The organism is Mucilaginibacter sp. PAMB04168, from assembly GCF_039634365.2.
Lineage (GTDB): Bacteria > Bacteroidota > Bacteroidia > Sphingobacteriales > Sphingobacteriaceae > Mucilaginibacter.
On record NZ_CP155079.2, the window covers coordinates 4154944 to 4171576 of the forward strand.

17 protein-coding genes are annotated in these 16633 nt (G+C 42.8%); 3 read left to right on the forward strand and 14 right to left on the reverse strand.

Features of this window, described 5'->3' with window-relative positions; all coding sequences use genetic code 11:
- Positions 1-11: 11 nt before the first annotated feature.
- From rpmC to ABDD94_RS17720, 10 genes are all read right to left on the reverse strand, one after another.
- On the reverse strand, positions 12-221 hold the full coding sequence (gene rpmC / locus ABDD94_RS17675) for a 50S ribosomal protein L29 (protein WP_345950774.1): 210 nt from the start codon (positions 219-221) through the stop codon (positions 12-14).
- A 129-nt stretch (positions 222-350) separates the two neighbouring features.
- The gene (gene rplP / locus ABDD94_RS17680; protein WP_345950773.1) at positions 351-773 is read right to left on the reverse strand and encodes a 50S ribosomal protein L16; all 423 of its coding nucleotides are present in this window, start codon (positions 771-773) and stop codon (positions 351-353) included.
- A 48-nt stretch (positions 774-821) separates the two neighbouring features.
- Positions 822-1694 (reverse strand): 30S ribosomal protein S3, encoded by an 873-nt coding sequence (rpsC, locus tag ABDD94_RS17685; protein WP_345950772.1) that lies wholly within the window; start codon positions 1692-1694, stop codon positions 822-824.
- A gap of 6 nt (positions 1695-1700) precedes the next feature.
- On the reverse strand, positions 1701-2006 hold the full coding sequence (gene rplV / locus ABDD94_RS17690) for a 50S ribosomal protein L22 (protein ID WP_345952094.1): 306 nt from the start codon (positions 2004-2006) through the stop codon (positions 1701-1703).
- A 129-nt stretch (positions 2007-2135) separates the two neighbouring features.
- Positions 2136-2402 carry a 30S ribosomal protein S19 gene (gene rpsS, locus ABDD94_RS17695; RefSeq protein ID WP_311952162.1) on the reverse strand — a complete coding sequence of 89 codons (267 nt, stop codon included), beginning with the start codon at positions 2400-2402 and terminating at the stop codon, positions 2136-2138.
- Complete coding sequence (rplB, locus tag ABDD94_RS17700) at positions 2402-3226, reverse strand: 50S ribosomal protein L2 (RefSeq protein WP_345953348.1); 825 nt, start codon at positions 3224-3226, stop codon at positions 2402-2404. The genes rpsS and rplB overlap by 1 nt, the downstream gene beginning before the upstream one ends.
- Positions 3227-3234: 8 nt before the next feature.
- Entirely contained in the window at positions 3235-3525 is a 291-nt protein-coding gene (gene rplW / locus ABDD94_RS17705; RefSeq protein ID WP_345950770.1) for a 50S ribosomal protein L23, read from the reverse strand.
- 2 nt (positions 3526-3527) lie between these two features.
- Entirely contained in the window at positions 3528-4157 is a 630-nt protein-coding gene (gene rplD / locus ABDD94_RS17710; RefSeq protein ID WP_345950769.1) for a 50S ribosomal protein L4, read from the reverse strand.
- Between the two features lies 1 nt (position 4158).
- Positions 4159-4776 carry a 50S ribosomal protein L3 gene (gene rplC / locus ABDD94_RS17715; RefSeq protein ID WP_345950768.1) on the reverse strand — a complete coding sequence of 206 codons (618 nt, stop codon included), beginning with the start codon at positions 4774-4776 and terminating at the stop codon, positions 4159-4161.
- Between the two features lie 384 nt (positions 4777-5160).
- Positions 5161-6105 carry a glycosyltransferase family 2 protein gene (locus tag ABDD94_RS17720; protein ID WP_345953349.1) on the reverse strand — a complete coding sequence of 315 codons (945 nt, stop codon included), beginning with the start codon at positions 6103-6105 and terminating at the stop codon, positions 5161-5163.
- A gap of 158 nt (positions 6106-6263) precedes the next feature.
- On the opposite strand from ABDD94_RS17720, the gene ABDD94_RS17725 reads away from it, so the two are divergent.
- Positions 6264-7157, forward strand: coding sequence for a glycosyltransferase family 8 protein (locus tag ABDD94_RS17725; protein WP_345953350.1), 894 nt, complete (start codon positions 6264-6266; stop codon positions 7155-7157).
- A gap of 13 nt (positions 7158-7170) precedes the next feature.
- Here the strand turns inward: ABDD94_RS17725 and ABDD94_RS17730 are convergent, their stop codons facing one another.
- A complete protein-coding gene (locus tag ABDD94_RS17730; protein WP_345953351.1) occupies positions 7171-8430 on the reverse strand; it encodes a prephenate dehydrogenase in 1260 nt (419 codons plus the stop codon).
- A gap of 254 nt (positions 8431-8684) precedes the next feature.
- Here ABDD94_RS17730 and ABDD94_RS17735 point away from each other — a divergent pair, with 254 nt between their 5' ends.
- Positions 8685-9377, forward strand: a complete 693-nt coding sequence (locus tag ABDD94_RS17735; RefSeq protein WP_345953352.1) for a hypothetical protein — start codon at positions 8685-8687, stop codon at positions 9375-9377.
- 48 nt (positions 9378-9425) lie between these two features.
- A complete protein-coding gene (locus ABDD94_RS17740; protein ID WP_345953353.1) occupies positions 9426-11327 on the forward strand; it encodes a hypothetical protein in 1902 nt (633 codons plus the stop codon).
- Between the two features lie 149 nt (positions 11328-11476).
- Here the strand turns inward: ABDD94_RS17740 and ABDD94_RS17745 are convergent, their stop codons facing one another.
- From ABDD94_RS17745 to fusA, 3 genes are all read right to left on the reverse strand, one after another.
- A complete protein-coding gene (locus tag ABDD94_RS17745; protein WP_345953354.1) occupies positions 11477-13849 on the reverse strand; it encodes an ABC transporter permease in 2373 nt (790 codons plus the stop codon).
- Positions 13850-14062: 213 nt separating this feature from the next.
- Positions 14063-14368, reverse strand: a complete 306-nt coding sequence (gene rpsJ / locus ABDD94_RS17750) for a 30S ribosomal protein S10 (protein WP_022830652.1) — start codon at positions 14366-14368, stop codon at positions 14063-14065.
- 121 nt (positions 14369-14489) lie between these two features.
- A complete protein-coding gene (gene fusA / locus ABDD94_RS17755; RefSeq protein ID WP_345953355.1) occupies positions 14490-16598 on the reverse strand; it encodes an elongation factor G in 2109 nt (702 codons plus the stop codon).
- Between the last annotated feature and the right edge of the window lie 35 nt (positions 16599-16633).

Sequence of the window (16633 nt, forward strand, 5' to 3'; positions counted from 1 at the left end):
CGACGCTTAAATTATTGCTGTTCAGAAGCTGACGCCGCTTTACGCTTGGTTAATTCAGTATTTAAACGAGCAACTTCCTTACGTACATTTTTAATACGGATAGGATTCTCTATCGCCGAAACTGCATGTGCAAATTTCAGTTTGGTAAGATTAGTTTTTTCCTCGCCAATTTTAGCAACCAACTCTTCAGTTGACAGCGCTGATATTTCTGAGCTTTTCATTTTGTGTGAGTTTTGAACAGTGAGAGGTAAGTTGGATGCTTACGTCACGCTTCTTTCTTTTGTTATTATATTTCAGGTTACAGGTTGCAAGCTCTTTACGCAACTCACAACTTACAACCTGTAAACTTACTATGCTTCTACGTAATCCCTACGTACTACAAATTTTGTTTGAATTGGCAGTTTTTGTGCAGCCAAACGAAGTGCTTCTTTAGCAACTTCTAATGGCACACCTTCTGCTTCAAAGATGATCCTGCCGGGGCGTACAACCGCTACCCAGTATTCCGGAGCACCTTTACCTTTACCCATACGTACCTCTGCAGGTTTTTTAGTTACGGGTTTGTCAGGAAATATCCTGATCCACACCTGGCCTTCACGTTTCATAAAACGTGTTACAGCGATACGTGCAGCCTCGATCTGACGGCTGGTAATCCAGGCCGGCTCGAGTGATTTTATACCGAAAGATCCGAATGAAAGCTCAGCACCACGAGTGGCGGCACCTTTCATTCTGCCTTTTTGCATCTTTCTGAACTTCGTTCTTTTTGGCTGTAGCATTTTATTAGCTTATTATATCTAAACGATGTCTGTCTCGACTTTGATTAATTATCTGTTTCCGCCCGGACGGTTACCACCACCCTGACGATTTTGGCCACCTGGACGGTTGTTGTTACCACCACCACGCTGGTTGCTGTTGTTACCACCTCTGCGGTCACCACCACCACCTTGACGACGGTCACCACCACCACGGCGATCACCACCACGCTCGTTGCCAAATGCGGCTGCGCCTTCCGGACGACCACCACGGCCACTTGCGCTGCTGGTTGAACCTATGTTTGGAGAAAGATCACGTTTACCGTAAACCTCACCTTTACAGATCCATACTTTAACACCTATTTTACCATAAGTAGTTAAGGCTTCAGCCAGTGCATAATCAATGTCAGCACGGAAAGTATGCAGAGGAATTCTTCCTTCTTTATATTGCTCAGTACGTGCCATCTCAGCACCACCTAAACGGCCTGATGTCATCACTTTAATACCTTCAGCACCCATTCTCATGGTTGAAGCTATTGTAGTTTTCATTGCACGACGGAAAGAGATACGAGCCTCTAATTGCTTAGCAATACCTTCAGCTACTAATTGAGCGTCAAGTTCAGGACGTTTGATTTCAAAAATGTTGATTTGAACGTCTTTCTTGGTAAGTTTTTTAAGCTCTTCTTTGATCTTATCTACTTCCTGACCGCCTTTACCGATAACGATACCCGGACGGGCAGTGTGAATGGTTACAGTGATGCGTTTTAAGGTACGCTCAATAACTACTTTAGATACGCCGCCTTTTGCAATACGTACAGATAAGTATTTGCGGATTTTTTCGTCCTCAACTAATTTATCGGAGTAGTTGTTGCCACCGAACCAGTTAGAATCCCAACCACGGATGATTCCTAAACGGTTACCTATTGGATGTGCTTTTTGTCCCATTTCTAATTAGTTGATTTCGGTTTTACTATCCACAATTAAAGTAACGTGGTTTGAGCGCTTACGGATACGGTATCCGCGGCCCTGAGGAGCCGGACGCAGTCTTTTTAACTGACGACCACCACCCACTGAAACTTCTTTTACATATAAAGCACTGTCTTCAACACGCTTGCCTTCGTTTCTGGACTCCCAGTTTTTGATAGCTGAAAGAAGTAATTTCTCCACACGGATAGCTGCTTCTTTGTTAGTGTATTTTAAGATATATAATGCTTTTTCAACCTGCTCACCGCGGATCAGATCTACCACTAAGCGCATTTTACGCGGCGAAGTTGGGCAGTTCTGTAATTTGGCAACAGAAGCTCCTCCTTGCTGAGCTTTCTCTTGCTCTTTGCGTTGTCTGATTAATACAGACTTTTTAATTTTTGTTGTTGCTTCCATTGCCTATTATTTTTTCTTTTCTGCGTGACCACGGAATGTACGGGTTGGGGCAAACTCTCCCAGCTTGTGACCCACCATGTTTTCTGTTACGTACACAGGTATAAATTTATTACCGTTGTGTACAGCGAATGTATGACCAACGAAATCTGGAGAAATCATGGAACGACGTGACCATGTTTTTACAACAGATTTCTTACTTGAATCATTCAGCACCTGAACTTTTTTGTCCAGATTGTGATCAATATAAGGTCCTTTTTTAATCGAACGTGCCATTATTTCTTCCTTCTTTCTATGATATAACGATCAGATGTTTTCTTTTTGTCGCGGGTTTTGTAGCCTTTAGCTAACAAACCTTTACGTGAGCGTGGGTGACCACCTGATGAACGGCCTTCACCACCACCCATAGGGTGATCTACCGGGTTCATGGCAACACCACGAACTCTTGGACGACGACCAATCCAACGTTTACGACCAGCTTTACCCAGTACTTCATTTGCTTTCTCAGCATTTGATACCGTACCGATAGTAGCTAAACAAGTTGACAATATCATACGGGTTTCACCTGAAGGCAACTTTATGATGGCATATTTACCATCACGGGCAGACAGTTGTGCGTATGTTCCTGCAGAGCGGGCAATTGTGCCACCCTGACCAGGGTTCAGTTCAATATTGTGTATGATAGAACCTAAAGGAATGTTCTTTAACGGTAAGGTATTACCTACTTCAGGAGGTGAACCTGCACCTGAAAGAACTACCTGACCTACGGTCAAGCCTTCTGGAGCGATCATGTAGCGTTTTTCGCCATCTGCATAGTTAAGCAGAGCGATACGTGCTGAACGGTTTGGATCGTACTCGATAGTAGCAACAGTTGCGGGGATGTCAAACTTGTCACGTTTAAAGTCGATCAATCGGTATGATTTCTTATGTCCCCCACCGATGTAACGCATGGTCATTTTACCGGTATTGTTACGTCCGCCTGATTTCTTGTGAGAAACCACCAATGATTTTTCAGGAACGTTGGTAGTTACGTCAGAGTAATCAGCACCTACCCTGAAACGGGTACCCGGAGTAACCGGTTTAAATCTTTTAACTGCCATTTCTCTTTTTATATTGTGCTATAAAAATCTATTGTTTCACCATCCTTTAAAGTGATGATCGCTTTCTTAAAAGCAGCTGGCCTCCCGGTTACAGTTCCTGCTTTAGTTGAGCGGCTCTTCAGTTTGCCGGCATATTTCATTGTGTTTACTGCGGTAACAGTAACACCGTACATTGCTTCTACTGCTAATTTGATCTGAATTTTATTCGCTCTTGGATCAACTTTAAAAGCATAACGATTCAGTTTCTCTGTTAGCAGAGATACTTTCTCAGTAAGTAAAGGTTTTTTTAATATCTCCATAATTACTTAGCGAACGCTTCCTCCAGAGTTTTAACAGAACCTGTAGTCAGTAACAGCTTACCAGCGTTTAACACATCATAAGTGCTTAACTGATCGGCGGTGATAACCTTGGCTTTTTTCAGGTTTCTGCTTGATAAATAAATATTGTTGTTAGCAGCAGGCAACACCAGTAATGTTTTTTCATTGGTGAAGTTTAAATCAGCAACCAACTTAATGTAATTCTTGGTTTTAACACTGTCGAAGTTGAAGTCTTCTAAAACAACGATGCTGTTATCCTGAGCTTTGTAAGTAAGGGCTGATTTACGCGCTAATTGTTTAAGCTTTTTGTTCAGCTTGAAATTATAGTCGCGTGGTTGCGGACCGAATACACGGCCACCACCGTTAAACAAAGGTGATTTGATGCTACCCGCACGGGCGCCACCAGTACCTTTTTGCTTATGTAATTTGCGGGTTGAACCTGCAATTTCATTACGCTGTTTTGCTTTGTGTGTACCTTGACGTTGGTTAGCTAAATAAAGCTTAACATCCAGATAGATTGCGTGATCGTTAGGTTCTACCGCGAAAACCGAATCAGGAAGCTGCACCTTGGCACCTGTTTGCTGACCTGATACATTTAATACATTAACTTCCATCTTATTTATCCACGATTACGAATGAACCCTTAGCTCCTGGGATGGAACCTTTAACAACCAGCAAATTTTGCTCGGCAAACACCTTAACCACTTCAAGGTTTTGTACTTTAACACGTACATTACCAGTTTGACCCGCCATACGCATACCTTTAAATACGCGAGAAGGCCATGATGAAGCACCCAGTGAACCCGGAGCGCGTAAACGGTTATGCTGACCGTGAGTTTGCATACCCACACCGCTAAAGCCGTGACGCTTTACAACACCCTGAAAACCTTTACCTTTTGAAGTTCCAACCACATCCACAAAATCTCCGGCGGCAAAAATATCAACGGTAACAGTGTCACCTAATGATTTTTCGTCTTCGAAGGTTTTGAACTCAACCAGTTTACGCTTTGGCGTTGTACCGGCTTTTTGGAAATGACCTTTTAGAGGAGCAGGGGTGTTTTTTTCTTTTTGCTCATCATATGCTAGCTGAACAGCTGCATATCCGTCTGTATCAACAGACTTAACGTGAGTTACCACGCAAGGGCCAGCTTCGATTACTGTACAAGGAATATTTTTCCCTGCCTCATCGAAAATGCTGGTCATTCCTACTTTTTTACCAATAATTCCTGACATTTTCTTAATTAATTTGTTTTGCCCATCGAAGCAGTAGGGCTTCGTTCAAGGCATTTTCCCGGTTTAAGGGAGGGCAAAGATAGGAATTTTTAATTATGTGTCAAATAGTTACGGAATTATTTTTCAAAGAATTTGAGGTTGATTATCAACTATTTTGACTGACCTTTTTAGTTCACAAACTTTCCGTGGAATTTAGACGTCAAGAAACGCTCACCTTCCTCAAATACATTACTTACTTATGCAGCTTTTAGCAATATAATTCGTCGGTGAGTAATTCAACAAGAAATGCCTCCTGCTATGCTTGAAGCCATCACTTGAATAGTGTATAAGATATTAACGTGCCCATTTAAGTAAGGCAGCAGAGGCGATAATTGGCACCTTTTTTTAACGCTTGCGCCGGTTGGCCAAAGCAGCCTTTGCGTAGCTGAAATCGCACAGCACTACTATTGCCATTTGGTATAAAAAGCGCAAGTAATCTTTTCCGTGGAGAGAGAAGCCAGCTTTCTTTTGGTATATAATTGCGTAATTGTGTTTCTTTCGGTTAAATCTTTCAAGCCAGGGGTCCTTGTTTTTTCTTTGCTCATACTCCTTATAACTTTCAACTGGTAAATTAGCTCTGCGCTGTTTTATGGCATACCTTGCGTAGGCAGTATAATTTAAAACATACCACCTGTTTTTTACACTGTCGGAGTTTGGGTGAACCCGGTACTTCATTAGTATCTCCTGAATGATTACCAGGATGTACCCCTGTTCAATTATATTGTTAGATATCTCCAAATCATCACACGGCCAAAAAGTCTTTTTCATTCCGCCTATCTTAACGTAGGCTTCTCTGTAAATCATTAAACCGGTGATGGCAATCATAACTATCTTATTTTCGCTTATTGCAGCGCGGCACTCCGCTTCGGAGCGTAGACCGGGATATACGGCAACACCCCTGTCGTTCCCGTCGCTGTCAATGTACCTGCAGTTGCAACTGGTTGCTGAAACATTTGGGTGAGCGAGGTGGTATGCTACCTGCTTTTCCAACCGTTGAGGCAGCATAATATCATCGGCATCCAAAAAAGCACATAGTTCTCCGCGAGCCATTGATACTATTTTGTTGGCAGCCTCACTACGCCCAGCGTTATCATGAAAATATGCCCGTATTCTGTCGTCCTTTTTTACGTATTCTTTTATAACTTGTGCTGTGTTATCTGTCGAACCATCATCAAGTATAACAATCTCGAAATCCTGGAAGGTTTGCGCTAATACGCTGTTAATTGTTTGGGCTATATATTTTTCCTGGTTATAAACAGGCAATATAACAGATACCTTTGGCGGGAGCATAATGAACTTATAGTAGTGGCAAGATTTATATATTTAGCACGTGCTTTATATACACAGGCTAAGTTAGCATTAATTACAAGGAATTAATTTAAATGTTTATTTATAGCTTCGCTCCCACTACTGTCACTATACAAATTTGTACTACAACTTAAACGCTGATGCCTTCGTTAAATATTGCTTTCTGTATAAATCGCTTAGCACTTGTGGGCTTAGGTTCAACAGTATCATCACTGATTAGAAACTGCTCGGATCCGTCAAAAATCACATTCTGGTTTATGTGTGCAGAACTAACTGAGACAGACAAAAACAATATCAAGCTCCTGTTAAATGCCGAAAACTTTAAGGGTTCGTATCATTTGGTTGATTTTGATCCGGTAAGCCAGTTTAAAATGTTAACTCCTTTGCATGGCGACTGGACCCCTTATGGCAGATTACTGCTTGCCGATTTACTTATAGAAGTAGATGTAGTGATGTATTTAGATGCCGATTTACTTATAGAAGTAGATGTACTAGAGCTGCTTGATGCCGATTTGGGCAACTATGGTTTAGCTGCGGTGCCTGGCGCAAAATTAAAACACGCCTTAGACAATCCCTTTCTGAATGGAAAGCTAAACATATCGTTAGAGGCCGACTATTTTAATTCGGGCGTTTTACTGATGAACCTTGTTCACTGGCGCAGTGAAAACACCAAACAAAAGTTATTAAACATTGCAGAGAGGTATCCTAATGATTTAATTTCTCATGATCAAACACTGCTAAACGCTGTGTTCGCACAAAATTATTATCACCTTCCGGCAGCGTACAACTGTGCCTGGTACGCTTATAGGAACAGGCCCAAAATTGCCGACAGGATGATACTGCACTTTTTAGGCTCACCAAAGCCATGGGATATAGGTGGCCGGTTTTTACACAAAGCCTACTTGGCTTGGAAAAGCTATTTGAATAAAGATTGGGCTAAGTATTACTTTAAAACTTCTTTAAACGATGTAAAGCGCGCCTGGAATATTCGCAGATCTTATGGTAAAGTGGTTCGTAAAATGATGGGCAAATAACCGATGTATTCAGTTAGGGTTTCATTAAACGCCGTATCATATCGGCACTTTGCTTTTGTGCCTCGGCAAGCCTGTCACTAAAAAAGGATTGCACCTGATTGAAGTGTTTCTTGTATCCTTCCATATCCCCATAATTTATAATGGAGGCCCACTCTCGTACAGCCGAATGAAATTCTAAATCATCGCCTCTTATAGATTTGTCATACAATGCGGTTTGTATAGATTCTTCCAGCAAATCGTCGTTCTTGAATAAGTATTCTGCTATACCCAAGCGCAAACGGAACGGCGGTGTTTGTCCTATCAGATTGTCGTAAGGGTTTACGCCCAAATGGTACCAGGCATCAACCATACTTAATACACTTAAATGCGAATTAGGCTTACGCTCGCCCTGGTTGCCATGAAAAGCAAATTCATCCATCACCGCATCATTGAGCATGATAGGTTTACGGCTTTCATGAAATACAAAATCACGGGCTTTGTATAAACGCTCCCGCAAGGTCGCTTCATCTTCTTGTATCATTAGCTTAAACAGCTCCGATTCTGATTGCGCATATCGCCTTACTTGTTGGCGGGCATACGGATTCAAAATGGCTAGCCCGGCGTAAACGTGTGCTTTGTAACTAAATATACGTAAGGTTATTAAAATCTTCACATTGTCTATACCGCCCAAATAGGAAGCATTCTCCCACGGGAAAAAGCCCGATGCAGCCCACGCCGTACCCATACTCTCGAAACCCACATGGGTAACGGCCTGCGTGTCGGCTACAATCTGATCATGTTCATGATAATCGGCCAATTCAACCAGGTCAGAACCAATGGCAACAAACAAATCCAACATGCGCTGGTAAGCCTCATCTGTGGCTCGGTATCGTATGAGTATAAGCTTTTGGCCTGCCGGTTCAAATCCGCCGCCATGCATGGCATGGAAGGTTATAATCTGTACATCGGCCGGTAAATACTTATCAAACAGCGCAATCTCGGGATGCTTAACTGACGTTTGCCCTGCCACGATGGCGCCATACTTAATAGCATCACAACTTTGCGCTATTACCTGCTCCATCAGTTCGGCTTCTACCGAGTATATAAGCAGATCGCTTACACGGGCCACCTGCTTTCCATCATCCATAAGCTTAACACCTATCGGATTAAGATCCGCCTCCAACACCTCGCGGTTTTGAGGCAGGTCGCAGCCGCACACACTATAGCCTGCTTTAGCAAACGCCCTGGCATATACCTTGCCCATATCGCCCAAACCTATTATACCGATGTTCATTTTATACTTTTATAATATACTGCCGAAAGATAGTATTCTGTTTCGCAAGGCTAATATCTTTTTTCTATTTTTAACCGTCAGTAAAATGACGGTTGGAATTACCTAAGTATTCGCCCTGCTGGATTGTCTGCGAAAGCTGCAGGTATGCATTGTAAGGCTTCCACAAAATTGCTACATCAATAAGCTTTTTTTAACACTAAATAGTACATATTAAATACAGTTGCGTTTATTTGCAATTACTAACCATCATTTATATGAATACTTGCTTTGCTTTTAAGGCTTTATTATTGTCGATCTTTTTTTCGGGAAGTGTGCTGTTGGTTTCGGCACAAGATAGCACCCGTAAAGCCAAACCTGCGGTTAATAAACCCACTGCATACCGGGCACCGGCTGTTGCACGTAATCCATATCCTGCTCAACAACCTATTACTGCTCCGGTAAATACCGATAAAAGCTTAAACGGTCAGTATCAATATCTGTCTTCTAAATTTTATAATTACCAAAAGCCGCAACTGGCTGCATTTTATAAAAACGTGACCGATACTTTGCGCGCTCAAAAAAACAAAGTGAAAGAGTTGCAGAAATCACTAACTGCGCAGGGCAAAACAGTGCAAACTTTACAATCTGACGTTAATGCAAAAGAACAAAGCCTGAGCGAGTCAAATTCTAAAGTTGATGCAATTAGCTTGTTGGGCATACCCGTGTCTAAAGCCACTTACAATTCAATAATGTGGGGACTTGTTATTGTATTTGGTGCGGTAGCCACCATAGTGATCCTGCAATCGGGCAGTGCACGCAGGGAAGCCAAATACCGCATTAAGCTTTACGAAGAGCTGGACGAGGAGTATAAAGCCTACAAAGTAAAAGCCAACGAAAAAGAAAAGAAACTAGCCCGGGAGTTACAAACTGAGCGTAACAAGCTGGACGAACTCTTAGGCAGGAGCTAATCCCCCACACCCTAACCAGTGTTAGCATCCTAATCCAATGTCCATAACATGAACCGCAGAAGCTTTGTTAAATCGGCTACGGTTGGTACAGCAGGGTTAGTTATAGCTACACATGCTGCTGATGCTGCGTCGCTCTTTACAGCGCCTTATTCTGAGCTATATACACTGAGCCGTTCGCTTTTGACCACCTGGGTCAATGCCTTGCTCAAATTACAGATTAAGGACAAGCGTAATGCTGCCGACTACGGCGGAATCTTGAGCCCCGCCAATGGCAAGGTGCATGGCCGTGTGGCCGATACCATTTACCCACTGCTCTATCTGGCTAATGAAACGCAAGAGAGCAGGTATGTGGACGCCGCTTCACTATTGTATGAGTGGATGGAGCGTAACGTCACTCAGCCCGACGGTTCATGGCTTAACGAACCGGTAAAAGGCTCATGGAAGGGAACAACGGTATTTACAATTATTGCGCTTTGCGAAGCCATAAGCAAGCATAGCAATACACTTGATTCCGTATGGAAAGCACGGATGCTCGACAGGCTCAAAAAGGCCGGTGAGTATGTGTACAACACTTTCACAATTGAGTACGGCAACATTAATTACCCTATCAATGCAGCCTATGCGCTGACGTTACTAGGTGAAATACTCGATCACAGGCCATACACCGAAAAAGGGCGTTTATTTGCGCATCAATCACTCGCATGTTTTACGAAGAATAATCATTTTTTATACGGCGAAGGCAGCCTGAAATACAGCGCCAAAGGTTGCCTGCCCATCGATTTAGGCTATAATGTAGAAGAATCGTTGCCGGCACTAACAATGTATGCCTTGCATACTAAAGATGAAGAAGTGCTGGATATGGTAATTAAATCATTACGAACACATTTAGAGTTTATGCTGCCCGATGGTGGCTGGGACAACAGCTGGGGCACGCGCAACTATAAATGGACCTACTGGGGCAGCCGTACTACCGATGGCTGCCTGCCCGCATACGCTTTATTAGCAAGTAGGGATGCACGATTTTATAAAGGTGCACTTCAAAATACGAAGCTACTACAGGCCTGTACACATGATGGCTTATTAACCGGCGGACCGCATTACAGTTCACATGGCGTTAAAACCAGCGTTCATCACACTTTTTGTCATGCCAAGGCACTTACTACTATATTAGATCATGGTAATAGCGCCACCTTGTATCCGGGTAATCTGAAGCTACCCCGCGAGGAGGTGTATGACTATAAATTTTATCCCGAAATACAAACCTACCTGGTGGCTCAAGGTGATTTCAGGGCCACCATTACCGGGTACGATTGTGAATACAAGAATTATAAAGCCGGGCATCCTACCGGGGGCGCTTTAACCATGCTGTGGCATCCGCTAACCGGGCCTATACTGGCCGGCAGCATGAATGAATACCAGTTACTCGAGGCCGATAACATGCAGTTGGATACTGATCCATCATCAATGTCGCTTACACCACGTTTGGAATTAAAAACAGATGATAAAACGTATACTAACATTAACGATCTATCGGCACGTATTGAAGTGTTAGAAGATGCAAATAGTATAGTGTTGAAAACTTCTTCTAAGCTCGTCGACCGCGATCAGCACGAGCATCCTACGGAAAAAATATCATGCGCTATAACCTATGTGTTTACCAAAGATAAAGTTAGGATTAAGTATGAAGCTTTTGGAGCCGATCATAGTACGCCGGTTGACGTTATATTCCCTATCATAGCATCAAAGCAGGAGACGTTACATTTGAATAATAACAAGCACTTAGTAATCAGTAAAAAGGCAGCAACGGTAAGCGTTAAATCCAGCATGCCATTTAAGTTTTTACCAAACAATAATAACCGGATATTTAATTTTGTGCCTGGCTTAGAGGCTATTCCCATCCTCTTAAAAGATGGAGTTACTATTGACATTAAAGTTATAAAAACGAGCTGATACCTTTATAATTGGCTTTCGATAAATGAGCAGACTACTCCCTCAAAATTGCTTAAATAATCAGAATGTGGTTGAATTCTGCCGAGCACAAATACCATAACAATAAAGGTCACCTTCGCAAGGCGGCCTTTATTTATATTTAGAGTAATTCATTCCGTGCGAAGGCTTTTGACAGGGTTGGCAAGCGCTGCTTTAATGGCCTGAAAGCTTACCGTAAGCAAGGTGATGACTAAAGCGCCAGTCGCCGAAAGGGCGAATACCCACCAGGATATCACCGTGCGATACTCATAGACCTGCAGCCACTGGTTAAGAAAATACCAAGCTATCGGTATAGCAATAGCACACGATATGATAACCAGTGTGATAAACTCTTTCGACAGCATATTCCATAGGTTATATACCGATGCACCAAGCACTTTACGTACGCCAATCTCTTTGGTACGCTGCTCGGCCACGAAGGATGCCAAGCCAAATAAGCCTAACGATGATATAACGATAGCCAGTATGGCAAAAAAGGTGGCCAGGTTACCAATACGCTGCTCGGCCGTAAATTTGCGCCCATAGGTTTCATCAGTAAACTGGTAAGCAAACGGGCTGCCGGGGTTAATGCGCTTAAATACGGCTTCTACCTTGCCAAGAGCTTCGCTTGCAGGCATGTTAGGCTTAAGCCGGATGGTAATGGTTGAGATCCACCCATAATTGATCATAAACACCGTAGGCTGTACCGCCGTGTATGGCGATTCCATAATCATGTTTTTAATTACACCGGTAACCGTAAGCGCTTTGCCATTGTAATTTATTGTTTGTCCAATGGGTTCTTTAAAGCCCATCATTTTGGCGGCCGCCTCGTTCAATATAATACCTGATGAGTCGGCTGCATACGCTCTCGAAAAATCTCGCCCCTTTATTATTTGCCAGCCTATCGTTTTCCCAAAATCATGCGTAACGGCAATGGTACCCAGTAGTGGATTTGAACCCGGATCCATGCCTTCCCAATCATAGCCGATTTGGTTGCTGCTCACTTCGGTGGAGCGGCTCGATGATTCGGCCATGTTTTCTACCGCACCGGTAGCAAGCAATTGCTCTCTCAAAGCATCATAATGCCCCTCTAACTCAGGCGTGTTAATCTCAACGGCAATCAACCCATCACGACTGTAGCCTACCGGACGGTTCTTGGCATGCTGTATTTGCCTGTATACTACAATAGTGCCTATAATGAGCATCACCGACACAGTAAACTGAATAACCACCAGTACTTTGCGAGGTAATGCCGCATACCGGCCGGCTTTAAACGTTCCTTTAAGCACTTTTACGGGGTTAAAACTGGATAAATATAATGCAGGATAGCTGCCCGACACCAAACCTGTGATAAGTGTAAACGTTAGTGCCAGCAGCCAGAATACCGGGTTTAGCCAAGGTAAGCTCATCTCTTTGCTCGACAGGTTGTTGAACAGCGGCAGGGCCAGCATTACCAACGCAATAGACAATGCAAATGCAAGTAACGACATTAGTATAGACTCGCTTAAAAACTGCGAAATGATTTGCTGACGCATGGAACCTATGGCTTTACGTACGCCTACTTCTTTAGCACGTTTTTCAGACCGGGCGGTGTTCAGATTCATAAAATTGATGCAGGCCAGCAGCAGCACAAATATGCCAATAATACCAAACAGCCAAACAAACCTAACTAATCCGCCGGTAACCTTACCGTTTGTGAACTCACTGTATAAATGCCATTTACGCATAGGATGTAATTGCAGTTCATCGTTCCCTTCTTTAAAATGTGCTTTGGCTATATTTTTAATTTTGGCGTTTATTTTATCAATGTCTGCATCATTATTAACCTGGGCAAATAAAGCGAAGGAGTGATTGCCCCATTGTTCTGCCGAGCTTTTAACCCAGTTTTCTGTAGCCTCGAACTTTTTCCAGGGCAAAAGTATCCTCACTTCTCTAAAGGCAGTATTACGTGGCAAATCCTCGTAAAGGCCTGCTATCTTAACTTCTGTTTTGTTGTTGATGCGTACAGTTTGATTAATAGGGTCTGCCTCTCCAAAAAGCGACTTTGCAAGCGATACTGTAATAAGTGCTGATGAAGGGTCTTTCAGCGCATTTATATCACCTTTTAACATCTTAATACTAAACATTTCAGGTAAATCCTCTTCAGCCCACAACCCTTTACCTGTTATCTTTTTGTCGCCCGCTTTGAGCACAAACTCCTGCTGCCACGATGTTAAGGCCACATGTTTAAAATCGGCCGGAAACTTAGTACGCAATTCGTTGGCCAGGGGCATGGCTACAGCTTCACTTGTGCCTATGTGGCCGTTGAAAGTTTGGGTATTCATTACCCGCGTAACAGTTTTATAATCCTTATGGTAAGTATCAAATGATACCTCATCCCATATCCATAAACCAATGAGCATAGCTACAGCCATACCTAACGCCAGGCCCATTATATTGATGAAGGAGTAAACCTTGTTTTTGAGCAGATTACGCCAGGCAATTTTAAAGTAGTTCTTTAACATAAGCGTGATGTTTTGAGTACTTGAAGTATAGCACCTATATTGCCAAGACAGTGCCACCCGAACATCTTTTTGATAATCAACATATTATCTTCAAACTACCTAAATAAGCGTTCGTTTCTGATACAAGTTTACGTACGGTAGTGAAACACGTTGTAAAATACAAAAGGCCACCTTTTGCAAGGCAGCCTTTTGTATTTGTATCTTCCGGTACTATCACACTTTGATTTCAACTTCAACACCGCTAGGTAGTTCAAGTTTCATCAACGCATCAACAGTTTTAGAGTTAGAGCTGTAAATGTCCAATAAGCGTTTGTAGCTGCATAATTGAAATTGCTCACGTGCTTTTTTGTTTACGTGCGGTGAACGCAATACTGTAAAGATTTTCTTTTCAGTTGGTAAAGGAAGCGGTCCGCTTACTACAGCGCCGGTTGGCTTTACAGTCTTAACGATCTTCTCAGCTGATTTGTCAACCAGATTGTAGTCGTAAGATTTCAGTTTAATTCTGATTCTTTGGCTCATTTTGTTTTGTTTGTTTAACTACCTGTAAGAGCTATTTATTACAGGGAGTGATTTATTGATTTCAGACGTGCAAATGTGCAGATTTAGCATCCGCACATTTACTCATCCGCATATTTGCAATTTAAGCTGAAACGCCTTTTTTACCTTTTGCTTTGGCAACCACTTCGTCTTGTACGTTACGTGGTGCTTCAGCATAGTGATCAAACTCCATAGTTGAAGTAGCGCGACCTGAAGTGATGGTACGTAATTGCGTTACGTAACCAAACATTTCTGAAAGTGGCACAGTAGCTTTAATTACTTGAGCACCGGCACGGCTATCCATACCTAACAACTGACCACGACGACGGTTCATGTCACCGATCACATCACCCATGTTTTCTTCAGGGGTTAAGATCTCGATTTTCATGATAGGCTCCAGTAATACTGGTTTACATTTTGGCAATGCCTCGCGATAAGCCGAACGAGCTGCGATCTCGAAAGATAACGCATCCGAATCGACTGCGTGGAACGAACCATCGATCAAACGTACTTTTAAGCTGGTTAAAGGATAACCTGCTAACACACCATTAGCCATGGCAGCAGCAAATCCTTTTTCAACAGACGGAATAAACTCACGAGGAATAGAACCACCGCTAATTTCGTTCACAAACTGTAAGCCCTCTTTACCTTCATCGTTTGGAGAAATGACAACCTGAATGTCGGCAAATTTACCACGACCACCGGTTTGTTTCTTGTAGGTTTCGCGGTGTTGAACAGTACCTGTGATAGACTCTTTGTAAGCCACTTGTGGCGCACCTTGGTTAACCTCAACTTTAAACTCACGTTTTAAGCGGTCCATGATGATATCTAAGTGTAACTCGCCCATACCCGAAATAACGGTTTGGCCGGTTTCTTCATCGGAGTTTACGCGGAAGGTTGGATCCTCTTCGGCAAGTTTACCTAAAGCCATACCCAATTTATCTACGTCGGCCTGTGTTTTAGGCTCAATAGCTAAACCAATAACCGGCTCAGGGAAATTCATCGACTCCAGAATGATCGGGTGCTTCTCATCACACAGGGTATCACCTGTTTTAATATCTTTAAAGCCTACTACCGCAGCAATATCACCAGCACCTACATTAGGGATAGGGTTTTGCTTGTTAGCGTGCATTTGGAAAATACGAGAGATACGCTCTTTGTTGTCTGAACGCATGTTGTGCACATATGAACCAGCATCCAGATTACCTGAATACACGCGGATAAAGCACAAACGGCCTACGAAAGGATCGGTTGCAATTTTAAACGCTAATGCAGCAAATGGTTCTTTAACATCTGGTTTACGTAGTATTTCTTCGCCGGTTTCTGGGTTGGTACCAATAATACCTTCCACATCCATCGGTGAAGGCAATAATTCCATCACGTAATCGAGCATGGTTTGTACACCTTTGTTTTTGAAAGATGAACCACAAACCATAGGAACTATTTTAGCATCTAACACTGCTTTACGTAAAGCATCAAGTACTTCACGCTCAGTAATGGTTTCAGGTGCGTCGAAGAATTTCTCCATCAGGCTTTCGTCATACTCAGCAACTGATTCCAGTAATTTTTCTCTCCACTCGTTAGCCTCATCAATCATATCAGCAGGGATAGGCACTTCAGTAAAGGTCATCCCTTTATCATGCTCATTCCAAACAATACCACGGAAGTTGATCAGGTCAATTACGCCTTTAAAGCTATCTTCGGCGCCAATAGGTAATTGCAACGGAACAGCGTTACTGCCCAACATTGTTTTCACCTGCTTAACAACCTTTAAGAAATCTGCACCTGAACGGTCCATTTTATTTACGAAACCTATACGGGCAACGTTATAATTGTTGGCAAGTCTCCAGTTGGTTTCTGATTGAGGCTCAACACCGTCAACAGCAGAAAACAAGAAAACCAAGCCATCCAGTACACGTAATGAACGGTTTACCTCAACGGTAAAATCCACGTGGCCCGGGGTATCAATAATATTGATGTGGTAAGTTTGGTCTCTGTATTTCCAGTTTACAGTAGTAGCAGCCGAAGTGATGGTAATACCACGCTCCTGCTCCTGCGCCATCCAGTCCATGGTAGCAGCACCTTCGTGTACTTCACCTATTTTGTGGCTTACACCAGCATAGTAAAGGATACGCTCGGTAGTAGTGGTTTTACCGGCATCAATGTGAGCGGCAATACCAATGTTTCTAGTATATTTAAGATCTCTTGACATGTCTTTTATTTGTTAAGTATAAAGTAAAAGGTACA

What these genes read in the sequence shown, in the direction of transcription:
- ABDD94_RS17720 (WP_345953349.1), bottom strand. Translation starts at nt 6,105, where the DNA reads ATGCTCCCGCCAAAGGTATCTGTTATATTGCCTGTTTATAACCAGGAA.
- rpsJ (WP_022830652.1), bottom strand. Translation starts at nt 14,368, where the DNA reads ATGAGCCAAAGAATCAGAATTAAACTGAAATCTTACGACTACAATCTG.
- rplC (WP_345950768.1), bottom strand. Translation starts at nt 4,776, where the DNA reads ATGTCAGGAATTATTGGTAAAAAAGTAGGAATGACCAGCATTTTCGAT.
- rplV (WP_345952094.1), bottom strand. Translation starts at nt 2,006, where the DNA reads ATGCGCTTAGTGGTAGATCTGATCCGCGGTGAGCAGGTTGAAAAAGCA.
- rpmC (WP_345950774.1), bottom strand. Translation starts at nt 221, where the DNA reads ATGAAAAGCTCAGAAATATCAGCGCTGTCAACTGAAGAGTTGGTTGCT.
- ABDD94_RS17725 (WP_345953350.1), top strand. Translation starts at nt 6,264, where the DNA reads ATGCCTTCGTTAAATATTGCTTTCTGTATAAATCGCTTAGCACTTGTG.
- ABDD94_RS17735 (WP_345953352.1), top strand. Translation starts at nt 8,685, where the DNA reads ATGAATACTTGCTTTGCTTTTAAGGCTTTATTATTGTCGATCTTTTTT.
- ABDD94_RS17740 (WP_345953353.1), top strand. Translation starts at nt 9,426, where the DNA reads ATGAACCGCAGAAGCTTTGTTAAATCGGCTACGGTTGGTACAGCAGGG.
- rplW (WP_345950770.1), bottom strand. Translation starts at nt 3,525, where the DNA reads ATGGAGATATTAAAAAAACCTTTACTTACTGAGAAAGTATCTCTGCTA.
- fusA (WP_345953355.1), bottom strand. Translation starts at nt 16,598, where the DNA reads ATGTCAAGAGATCTTAAATATACTAGAAACATTGGTATTGCCGCTCAC.
- ABDD94_RS17730 (WP_345953351.1), bottom strand. Translation starts at nt 8,430, where the DNA reads ATGAACATCGGTATAATAGGTTTGGGCGATATGGGCAAGGTATATGCC.
- rplD (WP_345950769.1), bottom strand. Translation starts at nt 4,157, where the DNA reads ATGGAAGTTAATGTATTAAATGTATCAGGTCAGCAAACAGGTGCCAAG.
- rplP (WP_345950773.1), bottom strand. Translation starts at nt 773, where the DNA reads ATGCTACAGCCAAAAAGAACGAAGTTCAGAAAGATGCAAAAAGGCAGA.
- ABDD94_RS17745 (WP_345953354.1), bottom strand. Translation starts at nt 13,849, where the DNA reads ATGTTAAAGAACTACTTTAAAATTGCCTGGCGTAATCTGCTCAAAAAC.
- rpsS (WP_311952162.1), bottom strand. Translation starts at nt 2,402, where the DNA reads ATGGCACGTTCGATTAAAAAAGGACCTTATATTGATCACAATCTGGAC.
- rplB (WP_345953348.1), bottom strand. Translation starts at nt 3,226, where the DNA reads ATGGCAGTTAAAAGATTTAAACCGGTTACTCCGGGTACCCGTTTCAGG.
- rpsC (WP_345950772.1), bottom strand. Translation starts at nt 1,694, where the DNA reads ATGGGACAAAAAGCACATCCAATAGGTAACCGTTTAGGAATCATCCGT.